Annotated in this window: 22 protein-coding genes; 7 read left to right on the forward strand and 15 right to left on the reverse strand. The window is 50.9% G+C overall.

Features of this window, described 5'->3' with window-relative positions; all coding sequences use genetic code 11:
* The first annotated feature begins 63 nt into the window (after nt 1-63).
* Complete coding sequence (rrtA, locus tag AAY72_RS13080; protein ID WP_057788035.1) at nt 64-642, forward strand: rhombosortase; 579 nt, start codon at nt 64-66, stop codon at nt 640-642.
* On the opposite strand, the gene AAY72_RS13085 is transcribed toward rrtA, so the two are convergent.
* From AAY72_RS13085 to AAY72_RS13105, 5 genes are read right to left on the reverse strand one after another with little or no spacing between them, the layout of a single operon-like run.
* Nucleotides 629-1318 (reverse strand): hypothetical protein, encoded by a 690-nt coding sequence (locus AAY72_RS13085; RefSeq protein ID WP_008983772.1) that lies wholly within the window; start codon nt 1316-1318, stop codon nt 629-631. The genes rrtA and AAY72_RS13085 overlap by 14 nt on opposite strands.
* On the reverse strand, nt 1318-2616 hold the full coding sequence (locus tag AAY72_RS13090; RefSeq protein ID WP_057788037.1) for an O-antigen ligase family protein: 1299 nt from the start codon (nt 2614-2616) through the stop codon (nt 1318-1320). Before AAY72_RS13090 ends, AAY72_RS13085 begins: the two co-directional genes overlap by 1 nt.
* Nucleotides 2613-3506, reverse strand: a complete 894-nt coding sequence (locus AAY72_RS13095; RefSeq protein WP_057788080.1) for a glycosyltransferase — start codon at nt 3504-3506, stop codon at nt 2613-2615. Before AAY72_RS13095 ends, AAY72_RS13090 begins: the two co-directional genes overlap by 4 nt.
* Before the next feature lie 10 nt (nt 3507-3516).
* Nucleotides 3517-4254 (reverse strand): WecB/TagA/CpsF family glycosyltransferase, encoded by a 738-nt coding sequence (locus tag AAY72_RS13100; protein WP_057788038.1) that lies wholly within the window; start codon nt 4252-4254, stop codon nt 3517-3519.
* Complete coding sequence (locus AAY72_RS13105) at nt 4251-5309, reverse strand: glycosyltransferase family 4 protein (protein ID WP_231728970.1); 1059 nt, start codon at nt 5307-5309, stop codon at nt 4251-4253. Before AAY72_RS13105 ends, AAY72_RS13100 begins: the two co-directional genes overlap by 4 nt.
* Before the next feature lie 185 nt (nt 5310-5494).
* Between AAY72_RS13105 and wecA the strand changes: the two genes are divergently transcribed.
* Genes wecA through AAY72_RS13120 form a run of 3 tightly spaced genes read left to right on the forward strand, consistent with a single transcriptional unit; the run spans nt 5495 to nt 9010 of the window.
* Entirely contained in the window at nt 5495-6535 is a 1041-nt protein-coding gene (gene wecA / locus AAY72_RS13110; RefSeq protein WP_057788084.1) for a UDP-N-acetylglucosamine--undecaprenyl-phosphate N-acetylglucosaminephosphotransferase, read from the forward strand.
* Complete coding sequence (locus AAY72_RS13115; RefSeq protein ID WP_057788040.1) at nt 6532-7839, forward strand: flippase; 1308 nt, start codon at nt 6532-6534, stop codon at nt 7837-7839. Before wecA ends, AAY72_RS13115 begins: the two co-directional genes overlap by 4 nt.
* A gap of 13 nt (nt 7840-7852) precedes the next feature.
* A complete protein-coding gene (locus AAY72_RS13120) occupies nt 7853-9010 on the forward strand; it encodes a polysaccharide pyruvyl transferase family protein (protein WP_057788042.1) in 1158 nt (385 codons plus the stop codon).
* Between the two features lie 84 nt (nt 9011-9094).
* Here AAY72_RS13120 and AAY72_RS13125 read toward each other — a convergent pair whose 3' ends face one another.
* The 10 genes from AAY72_RS13125 to AAY72_RS13170 all read right to left on the reverse strand — a co-directional run bounded on the left by AAY72_RS13125 (nt 9095) and on the right by AAY72_RS13170 (nt 17935).
* Nucleotides 9095-9391 carry a DUF6482 family protein gene (locus tag AAY72_RS13125; RefSeq protein WP_008608154.1) on the reverse strand — a complete coding sequence of 99 codons (297 nt, stop codon included), beginning with the start codon at nt 9389-9391 and terminating at the stop codon, nt 9095-9097.
* A 90-nt stretch (nt 9392-9481) separates the two neighbouring features.
* Nucleotides 9482-9907, reverse strand: coding sequence for a nuclear transport factor 2 family protein (locus tag AAY72_RS13130; protein WP_057788044.1), 426 nt, complete (start codon nt 9905-9907; stop codon nt 9482-9484).
* Nucleotides 9908-9925: 18 nt separating this feature from the next.
* On the reverse strand, nt 9926-10225 hold the full coding sequence (locus AAY72_RS13135) for a type II toxin-antitoxin system RelE/ParE family toxin (protein WP_057788046.1): 300 nt from the start codon (nt 10223-10225) through the stop codon (nt 9926-9928).
* Entirely contained in the window at nt 10218-10454 is a 237-nt protein-coding gene (locus AAY72_RS13140; protein ID WP_057788048.1) for a hypothetical protein, read from the reverse strand. Before AAY72_RS13140 ends, AAY72_RS13135 begins: the two co-directional genes overlap by 8 nt.
* A gap of 134 nt (nt 10455-10588) precedes the next feature.
* Nucleotides 10589-11347 (reverse strand): SDR family oxidoreductase, encoded by a 759-nt coding sequence (locus AAY72_RS13145; RefSeq protein WP_057788050.1) that lies wholly within the window; start codon nt 11345-11347, stop codon nt 10589-10591.
* Nucleotides 11348-11560: 213 nt separating this feature from the next.
* The gene (gene mmsB, locus AAY72_RS13150) at nt 11561-12454 is read right to left on the reverse strand and encodes a 3-hydroxyisobutyrate dehydrogenase (protein WP_057788052.1); all 894 of its coding nucleotides are present in this window, start codon (nt 12452-12454) and stop codon (nt 11561-11563) included.
* A gap of 50 nt (nt 12455-12504) precedes the next feature.
* Nucleotides 12505-13650 carry an enoyl-CoA hydratase/isomerase family protein gene (locus AAY72_RS13155; protein WP_057788054.1) on the reverse strand — a complete coding sequence of 382 codons (1146 nt, stop codon included), beginning with the start codon at nt 13648-13650 and terminating at the stop codon, nt 12505-12507.
* Nucleotides 13651-13776: 126 nt separating this feature from the next.
* The gene (locus AAY72_RS13160; RefSeq protein ID WP_057788056.1) at nt 13777-14934 is read right to left on the reverse strand and encodes an acyl-CoA dehydrogenase family protein; all 1158 of its coding nucleotides are present in this window, start codon (nt 14932-14934) and stop codon (nt 13777-13779) included.
* A 134-nt stretch (nt 14935-15068) separates the two neighbouring features.
* Nucleotides 15069-16565, reverse strand: a complete 1497-nt coding sequence (locus AAY72_RS13165; RefSeq protein ID WP_057788058.1) for a CoA-acylating methylmalonate-semialdehyde dehydrogenase — start codon at nt 16563-16565, stop codon at nt 15069-15071.
* Nucleotides 16566-16750: 185 nt separating this feature from the next.
* The gene (locus AAY72_RS13170) at nt 16751-17935 is read right to left on the reverse strand and encodes an acetyl-CoA C-acyltransferase (RefSeq protein WP_057788060.1); all 1185 of its coding nucleotides are present in this window, start codon (nt 17933-17935) and stop codon (nt 16751-16753) included.
* Between the two features lie 262 nt (nt 17936-18197).
* On the opposite strand from AAY72_RS13170, the gene AAY72_RS13175 reads away from it, so the two are divergent.
* The 3 genes from AAY72_RS13175 to AAY72_RS13185 are packed head-to-tail and all read left to right on the forward strand — an operon-like array spanning nt 18198 to nt 21391.
* Nucleotides 18198-18611 carry a MerR family DNA-binding transcriptional regulator gene (locus AAY72_RS13175; protein WP_008983789.1) on the forward strand — a complete coding sequence of 138 codons (414 nt, stop codon included), beginning with the start codon at nt 18198-18200 and terminating at the stop codon, nt 18609-18611.
* Between the two features lies 1 nt (nt 18612).
* Nucleotides 18613-19782, forward strand: a complete 1170-nt coding sequence (locus AAY72_RS13180; protein WP_057788062.1) for an isovaleryl-CoA dehydrogenase — start codon at nt 18613-18615, stop codon at nt 19780-19782.
* A 1-nt stretch (nt 19783) separates the two neighbouring features.
* On the forward strand, nt 19784-21391 hold the full coding sequence (locus tag AAY72_RS13185) for a carboxyl transferase domain-containing protein (RefSeq protein WP_057788064.1): 1608 nt from the start codon (nt 19784-19786) through the stop codon (nt 21389-21391).
* The last annotated feature ends 54 nt before the right edge of the window (nt 21392-21445 follow it).

Below are 21445 nucleotides of genomic sequence, written 5' to 3' on the forward strand. Positions count from 1 at the left end.
CACTTTACTAATGAATGGCGCCCTGACACCCTAACCAGTTATGACAGCAAATTCAACCGCCCAATGTTATCAACTACGCTAAAGTCTTATCTACCCTATCTTCTGCTGTTGACCTTAAGTACAGCACTGTATGTTTTACCGGCAACATGGCAACAACTGCTGGAATATCAAGCCGACGCTATCCAGCACGGTGAGCTCTGGCGGCTGTTAAGCGGCCATCTGCTGCACAGTAATCTGTTGCATTTACTCATGAACTTGCTGGGTTTAGTAGTATTGATGTTATTGCACGGCAAACTGGCTGGCCGGCTGGCTGTGGGTTGGCAGGTTTTGCTGCTGTCGCTCAGTACTGGCCTGGCGCTGCTCTGGCTGGCTCCAGACATAGAAATTTATGTCGGATTGTCCGGAATTTTACACGGCTTACTTTGCTACGGCGCTACAGCAGATCTGCGCCAGGGCTACCGTTCAGGTGCGCTAATCTTAATTGGCGTTGCCATCAAAGTCGGCGCTGAACAATGGCAAGGTCCGGATCCCGAACTCAGTGCCCAAATTGCGGCCGAGGTGGCGATTGATGCTCATCTTTACGGTGCTGTCAGTGGCGTACTGCTGGCCCTGCTAAGTTGGCGCTATATCAGGCGCCAGTGAGCTTGCGTCCGCCCAGCTTATAGACCGCGTAACTGCTGAATTCGGCAATCAATTTGCTGTAAAAGTCCAGATTAGACAGATTCACCGTGAAAAAACAATTCAGACTGCAATTCACCGGCCGCAGTGTTTGGGTACTAGCAGCACCAATACTGGCATCCAACTGATATTCGTTGATCAAACGGCTGACACGCCAGCTATGAAAATCACTGGTAATAAAGCGGATTTGCCGTTGTTGCGCCAATCTGGGCACTAAATTGGCAAACTCCTGATAGGTGTTATCGCCAGCATCAAAGCAATCAGCGACGACCTGCGGCAGTTGCTGCTGCAAATAATCCAGATAAGGCTGACAATAGCGGGTAGTCAGGATCACCGCGGGGAGCTGGCCAGGTGTAAACTCTTGCTTTAATTGCTGAATCCGGGCAGCAGCACAGGCGGGTAAGTGCTTGGCAGAGCCACCACAGCCCAGCACCACATACAGGCTTGCCGCTTGCTTAGGCGCCGCTATACCTTGCTGATACCAGAGCCGTGCCTGATTAGCGAGATAGGTATTGCCAACAAGATAATAACAGACAAAAATCAACCACAACCCTTTTTTGCGATAGCAAATACAAGCCAGCAATAATGCATACAGCAGAAGATTATGCGGATAAAGAAAAGGCTCAAGTAAATCTTTCATCAGGCATGCTCCAGCGGCACCGCTTGCTCAGACTGACGCTGTGGCCAATCGACAAAGATAGCTGCATTAACCAAGGCCCAGGGTAACCACAACATCCCCGAAGTCAGCACATGACCGGCCAACATTGCCACCGTAAATAAAATCACATTCAGCAACAGCAACGGCTTAACCAGGGGGCTTTGCGTTAAGCGGCTAAATAAGGCTTTAAACAGCCGGACAAAACTCAGCGCAAACAGCATAGCGCCAGCTAAACCATAGAACAGCAACAAGTCAAAAAAGTCTAATTCGATAAAGTACTTTTTCAGCCACAATTTAACGCCCCCCTGGCCGACGCCAAAAAGTTGCAGCCAATGCGGATATTGTTCTGCTACCAGGGTAAAATTGCGCTGCAGATAGAAATCCCGCGACGATAACAGAATACCGGCAAGCCCGCGCTGCTCATAAGCAAACATTAACTTATCATACAAGCCAATCACCTGCAGCAGCTGGCGCCAGTTGAGCAGTAATACCACTGTCAGCACCAGCAGAATACCCAGTATCCCTAACAGGTATATTTTGGCTGCACGCCACTGCTCGCCACGCAACAATAACAACGGAATACCAGCCAGTAGCAGTAAAATGCCAAATAAGCCGGTTTTGGTCAGTAGTAAGGCGGCGATAAAGATCGCCGCCATCCCTAATAGCGGATACGCCCAGCGGCAAAGTTGCCAACTACGACAAAATAACCAGCCGCTTAATACCAACAGTAGCGCCGATAACTCATTAGTTGAGATAAAAAAGCCTTTTACACCGAGAAACTTCTGACTCACTTCATCCATCGGTTGATAGGCGGTACCACCATAGCCGGCCAGACCAAGCGCAGCATTGACCAGCAACAGCGCAAAAGCCCCTAACATCAGAAAATCGACCCAGCGCAGAAAGTCCGCTCCACGCTGCTGCGCCTGCACGCTGAAATAGGCAAAGGCTAGCAGCATGGCGCCGGCTTTAGCGATCAGTTGCAAATCGGCAACCAGATAAGGATGTCCGGTCAGCCATTTGATATATAGCGGCCCTGGTAGCATCAACAACATTAACAACAGCGGCAGTTGTACTTCACGCCGGCATAGTTGCCAGCCCCGCCAAAGCAGGAGTGCTAACAGTACCGCCTTGACTGGTGCCGACAACGGTAACGGCTGTGGCAGCAGGTGACGCAGCAAGCCATTGAGCCAGTCAATCGCCACAAAGAGCGTTGCCAGTAGCAAAACAGTCCGATCAAGCAGGTTGGCAGCAGGTAATGGCAAGCGGCTATGCCAATTCATTTTTTCAGCAGGCCCCGCAGCCCCTTGTTCATTAAGCGTAATCGCAGCGCACTAAACCAGGACAGTTTATGTTTTAAATAATAACGCCACTTCAGGTTTAATAAACCATACCGGCAAAGACTCAATAACTCAGAAAATGCCAGCGGTTTCTTTTGCATCGTTAAGCGATAAAACATCTGATTCTGTAAATTACGCTCACTCATCTGTGGCCGATGCTTGGCGACAAATTGCTGATGGGCATCCATCCGCTTTGGTGAGTCAGTGATCCTGCCGAGCTCGTGGCCAACATTGACTTTATAACTGGCGTCCGCGATCCGCTTAGCCGGGCCATAGGCAGCGACCACCCGCACCCACATATCGTAATCCTGAAACGCTGCCAGGCTGGTATCAAAACCACCCAGCGCCAGCATCCGCTCCCGTTTTACCAACGCCTGATTTGACAATGTATGCAAATCCAGTAATTCACTAAGACTGATAATGGCTTCTTTGGCAAACAAGGTTTTGCTAAAGGTACCGTAATCCCAGATGTAGGCACTGCAGACCATGCTAAATTGATCATCATAGGCGGCGTAAAGGCTACTGAGACGCTGTGGCAAAAACTCATCATCATCATCCAGGCCGGTGACAAACTCACCGTATGCTTCGGCAATAGCCCGGTTGCGGGCGGCACAAGCGCCCTGCCCCTGCTCTTGCCGTAAAATCCTGATCCGTGGCTCGTTGGCATAACGGCTACTCAGATGCTCAAAAGTATGATCTTTGGAAGCATCATCCACCACGATCAGCTCAAAGTTCGGATAATCCTGCGCCAGTACCGAGTCGATAGCCCGGCACGCCATCTCAGCCCGGTTATAGGTAGGCATATAGACACTGATTAATGGCAACTCACTCACCGCCGGCTCCTTAAATTTTTCCAATCAGCACCCACCACAGGTATCTGAACAACCTTAACTGCCGGCCAATGCGGCTTGGCTGCGCTAATAAACGGTATGCCCATTCCAGATTAAGCTTACACCAAAGCTCAGGTGCCCGTTTAACATTACCGGTGAACACATCGTAGGTGCCGCCCACTCCCATATAGAAACAATCTGGGTGCACCGCGCGCATACGCTGGATCAAGAGTTCCTGTTTTGGCGAGCCCATCGCCACGCTGACAAAGCGGGCGCCACTGTCTCTAATCGCCTGTAACAACTGGGCTTCATCTTTAAAGTAGCCATCAGTCGCACCGACCACCTTTGCGCCCATTTGCAATAATTTATCGCGGGTTTGTGCCAGCACGGCGGGTTTTGCACCCACCAGATACACCGGTACCTGATACTCTGCCGCCCGCGCCATCAACGCCTGCCACAGCTCACACCCCGGAATACGCTCAACTTTGCGGCCGAGCCGCTGTTGCATTACTTTAACTACGCCGATGCCATCAGCATAACGCAGATCGGCCTGCTCAATGACTGCTAATACCTGCGGGTTTTCCATCGCGGTCAGAATTTTTTCCGGATTTATCGCAATCGCCGAGCCCGCATAAACACTGGCATCGTCGCGAATAATGTAAGACAGTAATTGCGCCATATCGGTAAAGGCAGATACCTGTACCGGACCTATTTTTACTTCTGCAATTACCGCTTCAGAAGCTGTTGTCATAGCATAAGTTCCTGATAATGTTCCCGTAGTTTCTTAACAATCACCGGTAGAAGAATCTGCTCTGCCTGGATCCGGCAATGCTGCTGAAGCTGTTTATATGCGGCTTCATCCAGTGCGAATAACCTCTCAACGGCTTGCTGTAATTCGATTATACACTCAGCTTCAACACGTTGCGGTACACAGTAACCGGTGATACCAGCCCGGATTTGTGCTTTCGCGCCATCGGTTTCGGTTGCTACCACTGGGGTATAACAGGCCATCGCTTCAGCCATCACCAGGCCGAAGGACTCATTACGTGACAAACTGATAAAACAGCGCGCTCGTTGGTACAAGCACAGTAACTCCCTGCCACTTTGCGAACCCAGTAACCGGACGTTCGGGTGTGACTCGATCGCTTGCTCAAGCGCTGAACGCCAGGGACCGGCACCTGCAATCACCACTTTATACTGTTGTAAGGCTGGCAGTAACGCGATTAAACGATCCATGCCTTTATTTTTGTCCAGTGTGCCGACATAGAGCAAATCTATGTCTTTATCTGCACGACTTACACAATTAGCCCCGGCATAACGACGATGGATACCTGCTGCTAATACCTGTGCCTTTTGTGGCCGCATAAAAAATTTCTGCGCCAGCGCCTGACTACTAAAAACCCAGCTATCCACCTGTTTTGCACACCACCGATACAGCCGGGCCGGTGGCTGATAATGATAGATATCCGAGCCGTGACAAGTTACCACGATTTTTACCCGGCGATAACGTACCAAACGGTAAAGCAGTGCCAGCCATATGGTGGGGTAAAAAAAATGCACATGCAGAATATCGTAACGCTTAGTGCTGAATAAAAACCGCCAGCAGAAATCCAGCAAAAACACCGGATATTTCAAAAGCCTGTTCAGCCAGGAGTCACGGTGCCAGCGCATATAATGATAGTCAGTGGGCTGGTGCTGAGCCTGAAGCTCAGTTACCTGGGCCTGCACAAACTGCCCCTGGAATGGCGATGAGGGTTTAGGCCCCATGTTGGTAATAACCAATAATTTGACGTCGGCCTCTGACACTGGCTTAGCTACTCCATTTAAATACCAGGCCTTGGCAGGCCCGACAAATTTTTATTTTTGCTAATCATGGTACTACCATCGTTTCTTGGTAGACTTAGCAGTATTATTACAACAAGTATCAGCTGACGGCCGGCTGAACAAAAAATGATAAAAATGAAACTACTATGACAGCGCAGCTCTTACTTATGATAACCGCTTTTTGTGGTTGTCTGCTCGCAATTTTAGGTTATTACCCACTGTCACAACGGATCGGGCTGGTTGACATCCCGCGTGGCCGTAAACAGCATCAGGGCGCCATTCCGTTAATCGGCGGCTTGTCGGTATACAGCGGTATCCTGATTGGTTTTATCTTGTTTTCGGTTGAGGGTTTGCAATTACCTTACTACCTAACATTGGCCGGTGCGCTGGTCATTCTGGGTGCTTTCGATGATTTTCTCGATCTGAGTGTAAAGCTGCGACTGGCGGTACAACTGGCAATCAGTGCTGGTATGGTGTTCGCATTAGACTTACATCTGGCCAATCTGGGGAATTTATTTGGTTTTGGTGATGTCCGGCTTGGTTTCCTCGGTGTTCCTGTCACGCTGATTGCAGTAATTGCCGCCATTAACGCCTTTAATATGACGGATGGTATTGATGGCTTAGCCGGCATGCTCAGTCTGGTCAGTTTTGTTGCCATTGCCGGCTTTATGTTGCTGTGGGGCCAGATTGAACATGCGCTGCTGCCCATGGTATTAATTTGCGCCATGCTGCCGTATCTGGCGTTCAATCTACAGTTGGTGCCGGGCAAAAAAATCTTTATGGGTGACGCCGGTAGTATGTTAATTGGTTTTTCTGTCATTTGGCTGCTGATCGTCGGGACCCAAAGCGAGAGTGCCAGTTTCCGGCCCGTTACTGCGCTGTGGCTGATTGCCATACCCCTGATGGATATGGTCGCCATTATGGTGCGGCGGATCCGCAAAGGCCAGTCACCGTTTCAGGCCGACCGCGAACACTTACACCATATCTCGCTGCGCCTGGGGCTAAATTCCCGCGAATCGTTAACGCTGATTACCGCTTTGGCTTGTATCTTCGCCTGTATCGGCATTATTGGTGAGTATCTGCTGGTGCCAGAAGGGATTATGCTGCTGCTGTTTATCCTGGTTTTTGCCGGATATATTCAGTTACTACAAAATATCTGGCGGATATTATCGGCACTGCGCCGGCGCTTACAGGGAGTTCGGCGTTGAAGCTACTGAAGAAAATCTTAATGGCCCGTGCTACGGCGATGTTGGGCGATAAGCTGGTTAAACTGAGTGCCGGTGCGGTGTTGACGATCTTTGTCGCCCGCATGCTGGGTGCCAGTGAGCTGGGTATTTACTCTATCGTGATGGCCTGGAGTGCCTTTTTAGTGCCGCTAACCAGCATGGGGCTAAATAATCTGGTCGTGCGGCAAATGGTCAAACTCGACCATGGCACGCAGGCGATGACCATGCTGTATACCGCAGTCAGTATCCGACTTGGCCTGGGTCTGCTCGGTGGTGCGCTAATGCTGGGCATCTTTTACCTGCTGAATGCTGAGTTGTTTAGTGGCCATCTCAGTTACACCATCCCGCTGTTATTTATTTTGCAGGCCTTTTTTGGCTTTTTGCTGTTTGAGTTTTACCTCAATTATCAAGGCACCTTTCGTACCCCAGCCTATGTGAAATCGATTGTCTCGTTAGTCAGTTTTGGCTTAAAGCTGCTGCTGTTATATCAGGGTTTTGGCATTGCCAGTTTACTGCTGATTTACGCCGGCGAGTTTTTGATTGTCGGTCTGGCCCAGTATTGGATCTACCGCCAGAAACACCGGCCTTTTAAAGAAGAGCAACAGCGTTGGCCGGGCTATCACCCGAAATACTTTAGCCTGGCCTATGGCAAGCAGTTATTGCAACGCTCATCCTGGCTGTGGTTATCCGGCATTGTCTCTGTTATCTATCTGAAAATTGATATTGTGATGCTGGGTGCGATGGCCGGTACAGAGCAAGCCGGTATCTATGCCGCGGCCAGCCGTTTGTCGGAGCTGTGGTATGTGTTTCCGGCCACACTGGCCGTGCGCTATTACCCGGATATGCTAAAAGCCTATGAAAAAAGCTGGGACGGTTATTTAATCAAGCTACGCCGTTTTGCGCTGCTGTTTTTTAGTGCCGCCCTGGCGATTGCGGTAGCGATGAGCCTGACAGCAGATTGGATAGTGGTGCTGTTATTTGGTGAAGCCTTTAGCGCCGCAGTAACCGTATTACAAATTCATATCTGGTCCGGCTGTTTTATCTTTGTCCGTTATCTGATTGGGCAGCACCTGGTGATCACCGAACAAGAGCCACTATCGCTATTTAGCCATGGTATGGGCGCACTTTTAAATGTCGGGCTGAATTTATGGTTAATCCCTAAGTACGGCATCGTCGGTGCCGCCTGGGCGACGCTGATTTCTTATGCCTATGCCTCTTTCTTCTTTTTATTTTTCGCCAAGCGCACCCGCGAACAGTTCTGGCAACTGCTGCGGGTAAAAGCCTGATCAAGGAAATCTTATGACTAAACCCTATTTTGTCGAAATTAAAGGCGTGCAATTCCGTAACAAAGGCGCCTATCTGATGCTATTGGCCTGTTTGCAAGGCCTGAAAAAACTGAATAAATCCTTTGAGCTGGTGCTGTCTCCCGGTCCGAATCTGCCTTACCCGGAGCGCGCCCGCCATGGCGCCTGGCAAAAACTCTCATTCCGGCGCAAAGGCCTGGATCTCACCGGTGCCCTGGGCAAGCTACCCGGGCCTTTACTACGTTTATTTAAACGTTACGGTATGGTTACCGAGCGCGATGTCGATCTGATTCTGGAGGCCAGTGGCTTTGCTTATGGTGACCAGTGGCCGCTAACCTTCTTGCAGAATACCGCCAAAGAAGTGGTGCGTTTTAGCAAAGCCGGCAAACCCTTTGTCTTTATGCCGCAAGCCTTTGGCCCCTTTAGCTCTAAGGAGAGTAAAGCGGCAATGCGCGATATTATTCAGCACGCACGGCTGATTTTTGTCCGTGATCCGGTCTCACTACAACATTTACAAAGCTGTGTCGATGTCCTGCCAGAGCATGTGGTGTTAACCCCGGACTTTACCGTCGGTTTAAGCGCAGAAGCCAATGCCGAAGTGCCGGAACTGAATGTGCCTTTCGCGGCGCTGATCCCAAATTCCAAGGTCGTCTCCAAGTTTAACCATGCCAATGCTGAAGCGATGCGTAGCGACTATGTTGCGGCTTTCGCTGCTGCGGCCGATTATCTGACGGCATTGGGCATTCAGCCGGTGCTGGTTAATCACGAAGGTAAGGAAGATGCTGAGCTGTGCGCCGAAATCGCCGCCCGTTCGCCCTGCGGCCTGGTACAAATCGAAGACCCGCTGGCAGTAAAATACTTTATTGGTAAGGCGGAGCTGGCGGTCAGTTCACGTTTTCACGGTGCGGTCAATGCGCTAAGCCAGGGTGTCCCCTGTATCGCTACCAGCTGGAGTCATAAATATCATGCGATGATGAGTGATTTTGGCATGGGCGATTTTTGTGTTGCTGAACTGTCAGAGCAAAGCTTATTAGATGCTTTAGCACAGCTACTGCACGAAAAAGATGCACTGTCAGCAGTCGTTGCGGATCGCGCCGCAACGTTAAAACAACGCAACCAGAAAATGTGGCAGCGTCTGGCACAAGCAATTTGAATTAACTGAACGCTTAAAATTCAACATTCAACATTCAACATTTTACCCCCAGTTCGGACTTCTAACCGGGGGCTAGTGTTGGATTCAGACCCAAAGCGGCACTTTTAAAGTGTTGTCAGTCTTTTCCGGGCCACCGCACATCTCATCATAGGCCGACTGATGCACCAGCCAGGCCTGGCGCACGGTACAATCACTCAGCGATTGCTTAACCTGCTCCACACTCTGAAACCGCTGTGGATGATTGTCATCATTAACCAAAAAACCACGACGACCATCGTAGTCTGCCTCGACCAGATAGACCCCCATTTCGTAGGAATGCACCACCAGCTCGTCAATCCGTACATCCTGATGATTAAGATGCTCTGCGCGATGATAAGGCATAATTAGCTCCTGCTTGGCTAGACAGCTTGTTAGTCTAGCTTAGCTTACGCTCAGAGTTTTTCCTCAGATCGCCGCCTGGCAAAACTTTATTTAATCCAGCTTACGGGTGGCCTGCCAGTTTACTGCCTGCCATTTACCATTACGTTTGACAAAGGTGCCGCTATTTAAAAAACGTAGGGTTTCCTGTGCTGAGGTGCCAACCAGGGTAAAAGCGACCACTGCAGTATCGCCATATTGCAGGATCTGCAGATCTTCGCTGCTATAACGCATGTTAATCTCAGCCGCTGGTAGCTCACCACGACTATTAACCCCTTGCATTAACTCGGCTTTGCCAAAACGTCGCCCGGCCGAACTGGTATAAATGAGTTCTTCCGCCCAATACTTATCGTGTACTGCAGGGTCATTACGAGTCGCGCCATCCAAAAACTCGGCCAGTAAAGCAGTCAGCTCGGCCCTATCATCAGCATAAGCAGTAGAGGACATTAATAATAACAAGGTTATAAAGATAGCTCGCATATAAACTCCGTACGCCGGTTAAGGTAGCCATAACTCTAATGATTGAGAACCTATTATTGCCATAATTTCAATTAATTGCCCATTAATGCGAAAATAAATATGGTCACGACCACAAAGACAGCGTCTATATCCTGGTCTTATGTGATCAATCGTTTGAAATAAAAAAGGATTTTCTGCTATTTTCTGAAACATCTGAAAAAATTCATAATAATAAAGATCCGCTTGCGAAACATCATAGTTGCAAATCCCGTAAGCATAGATCCGCTCTAAATCAGCTACTGCTAATTCTGATAAGCGATATTGATAAGACTCAGTCATTAATCAGCAGCTTTTTTTTAAACTCTGCAAGTATTTGCTCCGCACTTTTATCAGTAAAGCCGGCCGCTTCTGCTGCCGCGAGTTTTTGATTGATGGCATCAGCTCGCCTCGCGTTGCGGATTAACTCGTTGATAAGCTCACTTTTACTGTTGTATTCATGAGCATTCTGCACTTTTTCTTGTAGCCACTGCTCGTTCGCTTGGCTAAGTGTTACACTCTGTCTCGTCATTGCGCGCCTCTGGTGCAAAAGTGATGCGTTATTGCACCACAAAATGTTAAATCTCAATATAAATACTGCAACTCAATAATGCAATTAAAAAAGGCGCCGCAGCGCCTTTTCTTGAGCAAAGAGAAAACAACAGCTTAGAAGCTGATACCACCGTCAATTTCTACCACCCGACCGGTGAAGAAATCGTTTTCAAAGATATACTTAGCTGTATGGGCAATCTCTGCAGCTTCACCTAAACGGCCAACCGGTTTCATTTTTTCCAGGCGCTCGCGCGCTTCCGGCTTCATGGCATCGGTCATGGCGGTGCGGATCACGCCAGGGGCAATAGCGCCCACGCGGATGCCATAACGACCCAATTCACGTGCCCAGGTGACCGTCATCGCCACGACCCCGGCTTTAGAGGCAGCATAGTTCGTTTGCCCCATATTACCGGCACGGGCCACGCTCGACATATTGATAATAACCCCCTTACGACCATGTTTAACCATTAGCGCAGCGGCTTCACGGCCACACAGGAATACCCCGGTCAGGTTAACATCAATCACCGATTGGAACTGTTGTAATGGCATCTTGGCAACCAGTTCACCGTCTTTAACTTTCAGCAGCAGGCCATCACGTAAAATACCGGCGTTGTTAATCAGGCCATCAATACCGTTAAAGTCGGCATCGATTTGCGCAAAAGTGGCTTCGACCTGCGCCTCATCCGCCACGTTAGCAACGTAGACTGCCACCTGGGTTTGCGCTGATAGCTCCGCCTTCGCCGCTGCCAGCTGCTCCGGGTTCATATCCAGTAGCGCCAGTTTGGCACCCTCTGCAGCACACATCCGCGCCATTTCCAGGCCTAAGCCCTGGGCGCCACCGGTAATTACTATTGTTTTATCTTTTAAAATCATACTATTATCCGTTGCCTGTTTAATATCTGTTTCGACGCGGTATATGCTTTTTAAGTGCGACTTTGCCAGACGCTTAACGCGGCTAACGCGGATGTACTTTTTTGGCGGAACGTCTTTCGCATGGATGCGAAAGAGGAGCCCCCATGGATGGGTTCACGGCGTGTCCGACAAAAAATGTACGCAGTGTTAGCCGCTCTCTCAGAATGAACCGAATTAAGCATCCATTTTCTTAAATGAGGTGAAGATACTGGAAAAATCCAGCTTACCATTGCCGGCCCGCTGATGCGCCACATACAAGCTACGCGCCAAAGCCCCCAGCGGCGTACTGCTGCCACTTTGCAGTGACGCTTCCAGCGCCAGACCTAAGTCTTTGACCATCAGGTCGACCATAAAGCCGCCCTGATAGCCATTGGACGACGGCACATTTGGCAGCACATCCGGGCAAGGGTTATATAATTCCAGGGTCCAGTTACGGCCCGAGCTTTTTAGCATAATCTCCGACAAAACCTTCGGATCCAGACCGTTATCAATCCCCATTTGTAGCGCTTCTGAGGTACCGACCATCAGGATACTGAGCAGCATATTGTTGCAAATTTTTGCGACCTGCCCGGCGCCAACCGCGCCGGCATGAAACAGGTTTTTCCCCATATTGCCAAGTACGGTTTTCGCCCGCTCAAAGTCCGCGTCACTGCCGCCGACAATAAAAGTTAAGGTGCCGGCTTTAGCGCCGCCGACACCACCGGAAACCGGCGCATCAATAAAGGCCAGACCTTGCTCAGCCAAAGCTGCACCAAGTTTACGGGCACTATCCGCATCGATAGTCGAGCAATCAATTACCAGCGCTTTTTTATCGATGTGGGTGGCAATGCCCTGCTCCCCCAGATATAAGCTCAGTACGTGTTTCGCCGCAGGCAGCATCGAAATCACAAAGTCAGCGCCGGCAACGGCATCAGCTGCCGAGCTGGCCTCGGCTGCCCCTTCGGCTTTTACCTGCGCCAACGCATTGACCGATAAGTCAAAAGCCGTAACCTGATGACCGGCTTTAACCAGATTGACCGCCATCGGGCCGCCCATATTACCTAAACCAATAAAAGCTACTTTTGCCATTGTCTTATCCTTGTTATCAGGTTTGACCGCCTTGCGGCCAGCGCCATTAATTAGTTTTCAAGCTTGCCTAAATCCTGCAGCGGATGTTGCCCGGCGCGCCAGGGGGAGCGAAATAACTCATCGATCACCGCCTGCGGCACAGTGCTCACATCCGGATACTGCCACTTGGGTTGTAAATCTTTATCAATCAGCAGCGCCCGCACCCCTTCCTGAAACTCGCCCAGTTTGGCGCATTGCACACTTAAGCCAAGCTCCAAGCGGAAACTGTCGGCCAGAATTAAACTTTGCCCCAGTCGCAATAAGCGATACACAATATGTGCCGTGATTGGGCTACCGTAGCGCAGTGAGTCCTTGGCTTTTAGCAGCCATTTATCCTCACCCTGCATAGCGTCTATTGCTGCCATGACTCCAGCCAGATCCGCTTGCCCGGGTAAGCGGCTGATCGCATCCTGATGCAGCCGGATTTGACTCAGTGGCATCTGGGTGCGACAACCTTCTTCCTGCGCACGCAGTACATCAGACAGTTTCTGATGATTAAGTGCCACCGTATTGCCCCAATTCACCGTCAACAGTTTGTCCAGCAGTTCGGCTTTTTGCTCATGGCAGATAAAGACATCCGCCAAACCAATAAAGCGCGCATCAGCAGCATTAATTGAGGCGCCGGTTAAACCTAAAAACAGGCCGCAGCCCGCTGGCATACGATTTAAAAACCAGCTGGCACCAACATCCGGATACAGGCCTATGGCCATCTCCGGCATGGCAATCCGGCTGGTTGCTGTGACTACGCGATGCGAGGCACCGGCCATTAAGCCCAGCCCGCCGCCCATCACAATACCGTTGCCCCAAACCAGTACCGGTTTGTCAAAAGTATGAATTAAATAATCCAGCCGGTATTCTTTGGTAAAAAAATCTTCGACATAGGGCTGATAAGTACCAGGCTGATCTTTCATCGCCTGGTACAGATCGCGGATATCACCGCCGGCACAAAAGGCTTTATCGCCAGCGCCTTGTAATACTACCAGCGCCACTTGCGGATCGGCTTTCCATTGCAGCATCTGTGGCAGTAATGACTCCACCATCGGCAAGCTTAGCGCGTTTAAGGATTTTTCAGAATTAAGGGTAGCGACGGCAATTTTTTTGCCATTAACTGCGGTCAGCTCCTGATAGAGCACCGGAGCAACAGAGTGTTCAAGCATGATGAGTCCTTCTGTTTGGCTGCAGGCGTAAGGCGCAGCGCTTGCCGTCACCGCATAGCATCTGGCTAAGTGGTGACGGCCACGGCTAGGCTTTGCAACAACCTACCCGAGTTTAACCTGACTGTATTACAGGATAGCGCCGGCAGCTTCGTCCAGCAGGCGACGACCAATAATCAGCCGCATGATTTCGTTGGTGCCTTCCAGGATCTGGTGTACCCGTACATCACGGAAGTGCCGCTCCAGCGGATATTCTTTAATATAACCATAACCACCGTGCAGCTGCAGCGCCTGATCACAAACACTAAAACCGACATCAGTAGCAAACCGCTTGGCCATCGCACAATAGGCAGTTGCTTCCGGATCCTGAGTATCCAGTTTAAAGGCAGCTAAGCGCACTAACTGACGGGCAGCGACCAGTTCGGTCGCCATATCCGCCAGTTTAAACTGCAGTGCCTGGAACGCCGCCAGCGGCTTACCAAATTGCTGCCGCTCCAGCATATAGTTACGGGCGGTATTCAGGGCTTGCTGCGCTGTACCAATAGAACAGGTAGCAATATTAATCCTGCCACCGTCTAAGCCTTTCATCGCAAAACTAAAGCCTTGCCCTTCACTGCCCAACAGCGCTGACTGATGAATACGCACATCTTCAAAGGTCACCAGTCGGGTCGGCTGCGCATTCCAGCCCATTTTTTCTTCGGCTTTGCCGTAGATTACGCCCTTCGCATCAGCAGGTACCACAAAGGCAGAAATCCCTTTCGGGCCGGCTTCACCGGTCCGTGCCATCACGACTAATACTTCAGTTGAACCAGCGCCAGAGATAAACATTTTTGAGCCGTTTAACACATAGTGCTCACCGTCTTTGCGGGCACTGGTGCGTAAACTGGCGGCATCTGAGCCTGAACCCGGTTCGGTTAAACAATAGGACGCTAATTGCTCACCGGTAACCAGCTTGGGTAACCAGCTTTCTTTAACCGCCTCAGTGCCGAAGCTGGCAATCATCCAGGTGGCCATATTATGAATCGTCAGCATCGCAGTCGTCGCAGTACAGCCCATCGCCAGCTGTTCAAAAATAATGGAGGAATCCAGCCGGGATAAGCCCATACCGCCAAACTCTTCCGGCGTATAAAGCGAGCAAAAGCCCAGCTCACCGGCTTTATGCAGCACGTCTTTCGGAAAATGGTGTTCGCGATCCCAGGTCGCCGCATGCGGCGCTAACTCTTGCTCAGCGAACTGGCGGGCGACCTCAACAAAGGCCTGTTGATCTTCAGTCAGATTGAAATTCATCGTTACTGTCCTGTACTACCAGATTAATTACAGTAAAAGTGCACAGTAAAAGGCAAAACGGGCGACGCTAAAGCTGCAAAATTTTTTTAGTTTGTCTTTACTTTAGACGCCGCCACGCCTGCTCCTGTCACCGGTTAACGCAGGTTAATTGACATATTCGGGCCACTTACCTGAATATCGTCATCGAACCAACGCGCTGTAATGGTTTTGGTTTCGGTGTAGAACCGCACGGCTTGCTTGCCGTAGGCATGCTGATCACCGTAGAAAGAGCCTTTCCAACCGGTGAACGAGAAGAACGGCAGCGGCACCGGGATCGGCACATTGATACCGACCTGACCCACTTCGATATTATGTTGATACTTACGGGCTGCGGCACCGCTAGCGGTGAAGATCGAGGTACCGTTACCGTACGGGCTGCTATTTACCAGCTCAATAGCCTGATCCAGGTTAGCGACGGTCATTGTGGTTAATACCGGGCCAAAAATCTCTTGTTTGTAGATTTCCATCTCGGTGGTGACATCGCTAAACACCGTGGGGCCAACCCAGTTACCATTTGGATAACCATCAACCTGACAGTCAGAGCCATCCAACAGGCAGGTTGCACCTTCTTTTTTACCCTGGGCAATTAACGACAGAATACGGGCTTTTGCTTGCGGGCTGATTTGCGGGCCATAGGCCGCTTTGTCATTGCTGTAATGACCCGGACCAACCTTACCAATGGCCGCCGCCACTTCCGGGATCCACTCGGCTGCACTACCGACAAACACCGCCACAGAGATCGCCATACAACGCTGACCGGCAGCGCCGACAGAGGCACCAACCAGCGCATTAATCACCTGCTGCTTATTCGCATCCGGCATAATCACCATATGGTTTTTCGCACCGGCAAAGGCTTGTACGCGCTTTAAATTGTCAGTGCCGGTTTTGTAAATATACTGGCCGACATTGACCGAACCGACAAATGAAATCGCTTTAATATCAGGGTGATGCAAAATGGTTTCGACCTGCTCTTTGGCACCGTGCACCACTTGTAATACGCCCTTAGGGGCACCGGCTTTGACAAACAGTTCCGCCAGCTTGTTTACCGTCATCGGATCCTGTTCAGACGGTTTTAAAATAAAGGTATTACCGCAAGCAATCGCCATCGGGAACATCCACAGTGGGATCATCGCCGGGAAGTTAAACGGCGTTATACCGGCACAGACACCTAATGGCTGAATATAGCTGTAGGTATCAATGCTACGTGCGACGTTCTCCACCGTTTCGCCCATCATCAGCGACGGAATATTCGCCGCCTGCTCCACCACTTCAATACCACGCCAGACATCGCCCTTGGCATCTTCCACGGTTTTACCCAGCTCTTCACAGATAATGGCGGCGATTTCGCCCTGATGATCTTTTAACAACTGGGCGTAACGCATCATTAAACGGGCGCGCTCAGATACCGGTACTTCTTTCCAGGTTTTAAAGGCGGCTTTCGCAGAGTCAATCGCCTGCTGCATCTCGGCGGCAGTGGCGCAAGGTACCTGTGCAATCACTTCCTGGGTGGCCGGATTGGTTACCGGGATCAATTTGTCACTGTTCGAGTGCACAAATTCACCATCAATAAAAAGCTTAACCTGTTGTGTCATTTTAGTATCTCTTTGATTTTTAACTGCTATTAGTAAACGGGCGGCCGGCGCTTTAGTGTTTGTGTTGTTGGCCGGTTCCTACCCTGTTAAGCGTGCCTGGCTGATCTTTTGACCTATTATTATTCAGGCAATTTGCGGCGCTTCTCCCCAACCGCTTTTTGTTATAGTGGTACAGCTAATTTGACTTACAGCGCTTCCACTGCCAACGCAACCGCTTCACCACCGCCAATACACAGTGAAGCAACACCGGTTTTTAAACCGCGCTGTTTCAGGGCGTGGATTAAGGTCACTAATACCCGGGCACCAGAGGCACCAATCGGATGGCCAAGGGCACAGGCGCCACCATTGACATTAACCTTGCTGTGCTCTAAGCCCAGCTCATTAATCGCCAGCATGGTCACCATGGCAAAGGCTTCATTAATTTCCCACAGATCAACCTGCTGTGTTTGCCAGCCGGCTTTGGCCAATACTTTTTGCATGGCACCGACCGGTGCTACCGTAAACAGCGCCGGCTCCATCGAGTGCGTAGCATGAGCAACGACCCGCGCCAGTGGCTTTAAGCCTTGCGCTTTGGCATCGGCTTCACGCATTAACACCAGCGCCGCTGCACCATCTGAAATCGAGCTGGAGTTGGCGGCAGTGATGGTACCGTCTTTGGCAAAAGCCGGTTTTAACGAAGGGATCTTTTCTGGTTTGGCATTACCCGGCTGTTCGTCGACACTAAAGCTGACTTCACCTTTGCGGGTTTGGAACACCACCGGGGTAATTTCAGCGGCGAAAGCACCGCTGCTAATCGCGTGCTGCGCACGGCGTAATGATTCCACCGCATAGGCATCCATCTGCTCACGGCTAATGCCTTTCTCGTTCGCCGTGTCCTGGGCAAAACAGCCCATGGCTTTGCCGTCATAGGCATTTTCCAGCCCATCCAGCATCATATGATCTTTAATCTGGCCGTGGCCCATGCGGTAGCCGCTGCGTGCTTTATCCAGTAAATACGGGGCATTGCTCATTGACTCCATACCACCGGCAACCACAACATCAGCACTGCCGGCATTGAGTAAGTCAGCAGCCAACATCACCGCTTTTAAGCCGGAGCCGCATACCTTATTAATAGTAGTGGCGCCGGCACTCAGTGGCAGCCCGGCTTTTAAGGTTGCCTGACGGGCTGGCGCCTGGCCTAAACCGGCTGGCAGCACGTTACCCATAATGACTTCGCTGACTTGCTCAGCCGCGATGCCGGCATCTGCTAAAGCACCTTTAATTGCCGTGGCACCTAATACGGTTGCATCCACCTCGGCCAGACCGCCCATAAAGCCACCCATGGCGGTGCGCTTAGCGGCAACAATCACAATACTATTCTGCTGAGTCATGCGGTTCTCTCCCGTTACGGCATTTTTTCTGGCACAGAGCCTACACCAAATTTACGTTTACGCCAACGTCAACATCATAACACTATGGTTGTAGCCGGAAAACGCAGTGGCGATTTTCGTCCCGAAAAGTGTTGGCTATTTGGCATTTTATCTTTACATTTTTGCCGTTTCGTCCGCCTGCAGGCCTTAATTCGCGCGCCCACAGCTTTACCTTTACGTAAACTTCACTTATAGTTGCCTGCACTTTTCGGGAAGGCCTGCAATGAAAGAAAAAGACGAAAAAACCTACAGTATCAGTGAACTGGCAAAAGAGTTTGATATCACCACCCGCAGTATCCGCTTTTATGAGGACCAGGGGCTGTTATCGCCAACCCGCGCCGGCCAAACCCGCATTTACAGCAAACGCGATCGGGTGCGGCTGAAACTGATCCTGCGCGGTAAACGTCTGGGCTTTAGTCTGTCCGAAACCGGCCAGTTATTTGAGCTGTACGATGCCGATAAGAGCAGCGTGACCCAGCTCAATACCATGCTGAAGTTAATTGAACATAAAAAGTCCGAGCTGCAGCAGCAGCTGGACGATATCAAGGTGGTGCTGATGGAGCTGGTGACGGTAGAAAAACGTTGCCGCGAAACACTGGCCGAAGCCAAACAGCAAAAGAACGCAAACGGGGAATAAGATGATTAGTACATATAAAGGCCTGAATTTCGACCTGGGCGAAACTGTAGATATGATCCGCGAGCAGGTAAACAGCTTTGCCCGCGAAGAAATTGCCCCGCGTGCGGCACAAATTGACCATGACAATGCGTTCCCAAATGACTTATGGCGTAAATTCGGCGATTTAGGCTTATTGGGCATTACCGTCGATGAGCAATACGGCGGTTCAGGCCTGGGCTATTTAGAGCACGTGATTGCGATGGAAGAAATCAGCCGCGCTTCAGCCTCAGTAGCACTGTCCTACGGCGCGCACTCCAACCTGTGCGTAAACCAGATCTTCCGTAACGGCACTGAAGCACAAAAACAAAAATACCTGCCGAAACTCTGCTCTGGTGAGCATATTGGTGCCTTAGCGATGAGTGAGCCGAATGCCGGCTCTGATGTTGTCAGCATGAAACTGCGCGCCGAGAAAAAAGGCGATAAATATATTCTGAATGGCAACAAGATGTGGATCACCAATGGTCCGGATGCCCACACCTATGTTATTTACGCCAAAACCGATGTTAACGCCGGTAGCAAAGGCATTACCGCCTTTATCGTGGAGCGCGGCTTTAAAGGTTTCTCGCAGGCGCAAAAGCTCGACAAACTGGGGATGCGTGGCTCCAACACCTGTGAACTGGTATTTGAAGATTGCGAAGTACCGGAAGAAAACGTACTGGGTCAGGTTGGCCGCGGCGTACACGTTTTGATGAGCGGCCTGGACTACGAGCGCGTGGTACTGTCAGCAGGCCCACTGGGCATAATGCAAGCCTGTATGGATGTGGTCGTGCCTTATATCCATGATCGCAAACAGTTCGGCCAGGCGATTGGTGAATTCCAGCTGGTACAAGGCAAGGTTGCCGATATGTACACCAAAATGAATGCCGCCCGCTCTTACGTTTATATGGTTGCTAAGGCCTGTGACCGTGGCGAAACCACCCGTAAAGATGCCGCTGGTGTGATTCTATATGCGGCTGAATTGGCAACGCAGATGGCACTGGATGCCATCCAGCTATTAGGCGGTAATGGCTATATTAATGAATACCCGACAGGCCGCTTACTACGTGATGCCAAGTTATACGAGATCGGTGCCGGCACCTCAGAAATCCGCCGCATGCTGATCGGCCGTGAGCTGTTTACTGAGTCGAACTAAGATGGCAAAAATCACCAGTAAAATTAATCCGCGCAGCGACGAGTTTCAGAAAAACGCGGCAGCGATGCAGGCGGTGGTCGATGATCTGCAAAGCAAGGTGCAGCAGATTAAACTGGGCGGTGGCGAAAGCCTGATCGCCCGCCATGTGGCGCGCGGCAAACTCTTTGCCCGCGACCGCGTGCAAAAGTTGCTGGATCCGGGCTCACCTTTCTTGGAAATCGGTCAGTTTGCCGGCTGGGAATGCTACGACGACTATGTCCCTGCCGCCGGTGTCGTCGCTGGCATCGGCCGCGTCAGCGGCGTCGAATGCATGATTGTCGCCAATGACGCCACCGTCAAAGGCGGTACCTATTATCCGCTGACGGTAAAAAAACACCTGCGGGCCCAGGAAATTGCTGAGCGTTGTCACCTGCCCTGTATCTATCTGGTTGACTCCGGCGGAGCCAACCTGCCACGGCAGGATGAAGTCTTCCCGGACAAGCTGCACTTTGGCCGCATCTTCTTTAATCAGGCGAATATGTCTGCCAAAGGCATCCCGCAAATTGCAGTGGTAATGGGCCTTTGTACCGCCGGCGGCGCCTATGTGCCGGCGATGGCGGATGAAAGCATTATCGTCAAAGAACAAGGCACCATCTTTCTGGCCGGTCCACCGCTGGTTAAAGCCGCGACGGGCGAAGAAGTCTCCGCCGAAGAGCTGGGCGGTGCCGATGTGCACTGTAAAATTTCCGGCGTCGCCGATCATTACGCACTAAACGACGAACACGCGCTGCAACTGGCACGCAATGCGGTATCACGCTTAAACCGCCCTGCGCCAGCGCAGCTGGACGTGAAGCCGGTAGCAGAACCACTGTACGATGCCAAAGAGCTGTACGGCATTGTCGGTACCGACTTGCGTAAGCCGTTTGATGTTAAAGAAGTGATAGCGCGGATTGTCGATGGCTCAGACTTTGATGAGTTTAAGCAATATTATGGCGCGACCCTGGTCTGCGGTTTTGCACGCATCTTCGGCTATCCGGTAGGCATTATCGCCAATAATGGGATTTTATTCTCAGAATCAGCGCAAAAAGGCGCGCACTTTATCGAGCTCTGTGCCCAGCGCAAGATCCCGCTGTTGTTCCTGCAAAATATCACCGGTTTTATGGTCGGCAAAAAGTATGAAGCCGAGGGTATTGCCAAGCACGGCGCCAAGATGGTGATGGCAGTAAGCTGTGCCAAAGTACCGAAATTTACCGTACTGATTGGCGGCAGCTACGGCGCCGGTAACTACGGCATGTGCGGCCGCGCTTATGATCCAACCATGATGTGGATGTGGCCCAACGCGCGCATTTCCGTGATGGGTGGCGAGCAAGCTGCCGGTGTCATGGCGCAGGTAACGAAAGACGGTTTGGCACGTAAGGGTGAAACCTTATCAACGGAAGCCGAAGCTGCGCTGAAAAAGCCGATTATTGCGCAGTATGAGCAGCAGGGGCATCCTTATTATGCCAGTGCGCGGCTGTGGGATGATGGCATTATCGATCCGGCGCAAACCCGGATGACGGTTGGTCTGGCGCTCGCTGCAGCGTTAAATGCACCGATTGAAGAGAGCCGCTTTGGCGTGTTCCGGATGTAAATAAGAGTCTGTGATTGTTTGAAAATAGCAGAGTTTAGATCGGTGCAACGCCCT

Origin of the sequence: Alishewanella sp. WH16-1 (genome assembly GCF_001441695.1) — a bacterium.
GTDB classification, from domain to species: domain Bacteria; phylum Pseudomonadota; class Gammaproteobacteria; order Enterobacterales; family Alteromonadaceae; genus Alishewanella; species Alishewanella agri.

Excerpts from the sequence above, each read along its gene's own strand:
- AAY72_RS13090 (WP_057788037.1), bottom strand. The coding sequence starts at position 2,616 with ATGAATTGGCATAGCCGCTTGCCATTACCTGCTGCCAACCTGCTTGAT.
- AAY72_RS13185 (WP_057788064.1), top strand. The coding sequence starts at position 19,784 with ATGGCAAAAATCACCAGTAAAATTAATCCGCGCAGCGACGAGTTTCAG.
- AAY72_RS13140 (WP_057788048.1), bottom strand. The coding sequence starts at position 10,454 with ATGACGAGACAGAGTGTAACACTTAGCCAAGCGAACGAGCAGTGGCTA.
- AAY72_RS13085 (WP_008983772.1), bottom strand. The coding sequence starts at position 1,318 with ATGAAAGATTTACTTGAGCCTTTTCTTTATCCGCATAATCTTCTGCTG.
- AAY72_RS13165 (WP_057788058.1), bottom strand. The coding sequence starts at position 16,565 with ATGACACAACAGGTTAAGCTTTTTATTGATGGTGAATTTGTGCACTCG.
- AAY72_RS13135 (WP_057788046.1), bottom strand. The coding sequence starts at position 10,225 with ATGACTGAGTCTTATCAATATCGCTTATCAGAATTAGCAGTAGCTGAT.
- AAY72_RS13145 (WP_057788050.1), bottom strand. The coding sequence starts at position 11,347 with ATGATTTTAAAAGATAAAACAATAGTAATTACCGGTGGCGCCCAGGGC.
- AAY72_RS13120 (WP_057788042.1), top strand. The coding sequence starts at position 7,853 with ATGACTAAACCCTATTTTGTCGAAATTAAAGGCGTGCAATTCCGTAAC.
- AAY72_RS13170 (WP_057788060.1), bottom strand. The coding sequence starts at position 17,935 with ATGACTCAGCAGAATAGTATTGTGATTGTTGCCGCTAAGCGCACCGCC.
- AAY72_RS13175 (WP_008983789.1), top strand. The coding sequence starts at position 18,198 with ATGAAAGAAAAAGACGAAAAAACCTACAGTATCAGTGAACTGGCAAAA.
- AAY72_RS13180 (WP_057788062.1), top strand. The coding sequence starts at position 18,613 with ATGATTAGTACATATAAAGGCCTGAATTTCGACCTGGGCGAAACTGTA.
- rrtA (WP_057788035.1), top strand. The coding sequence starts at position 64 with ATGTTATCAACTACGCTAAAGTCTTATCTACCCTATCTTCTGCTGTTG.
- wecA (WP_057788084.1), top strand. The coding sequence starts at position 5,495 with ATGATAACCGCTTTTTGTGGTTGTCTGCTCGCAATTTTAGGTTATTAC.
- AAY72_RS13155 (WP_057788054.1), bottom strand. The coding sequence starts at position 13,650 with ATGCTTGAACACTCTGTTGCTCCGGTGCTCTATCAGGAGCTGACCGCA.
- mmsB (WP_057788052.1), bottom strand. The coding sequence starts at position 12,454 with ATGGCAAAAGTAGCTTTTATTGGTTTAGGTAATATGGGCGGCCCGATG.
- AAY72_RS13125 (WP_008608154.1), bottom strand. The coding sequence starts at position 9,391 with ATGCCTTATCATCGCGCAGAGCATCTTAATCATCAGGATGTACGGATT.
- AAY72_RS13100 (WP_057788038.1), bottom strand. The coding sequence starts at position 4,254 with ATGACAACAGCTTCTGAAGCGGTAATTGCAGAAGTAAAAATAGGTCCG.
- AAY72_RS13160 (WP_057788056.1), bottom strand. The coding sequence starts at position 14,934 with ATGAATTTCAATCTGACTGAAGATCAACAGGCCTTTGTTGAGGTCGCC.
- AAY72_RS13130 (WP_057788044.1), bottom strand. The coding sequence starts at position 9,907 with ATGCGAGCTATCTTTATAACCTTGTTATTATTAATGTCCTCTACTGCT.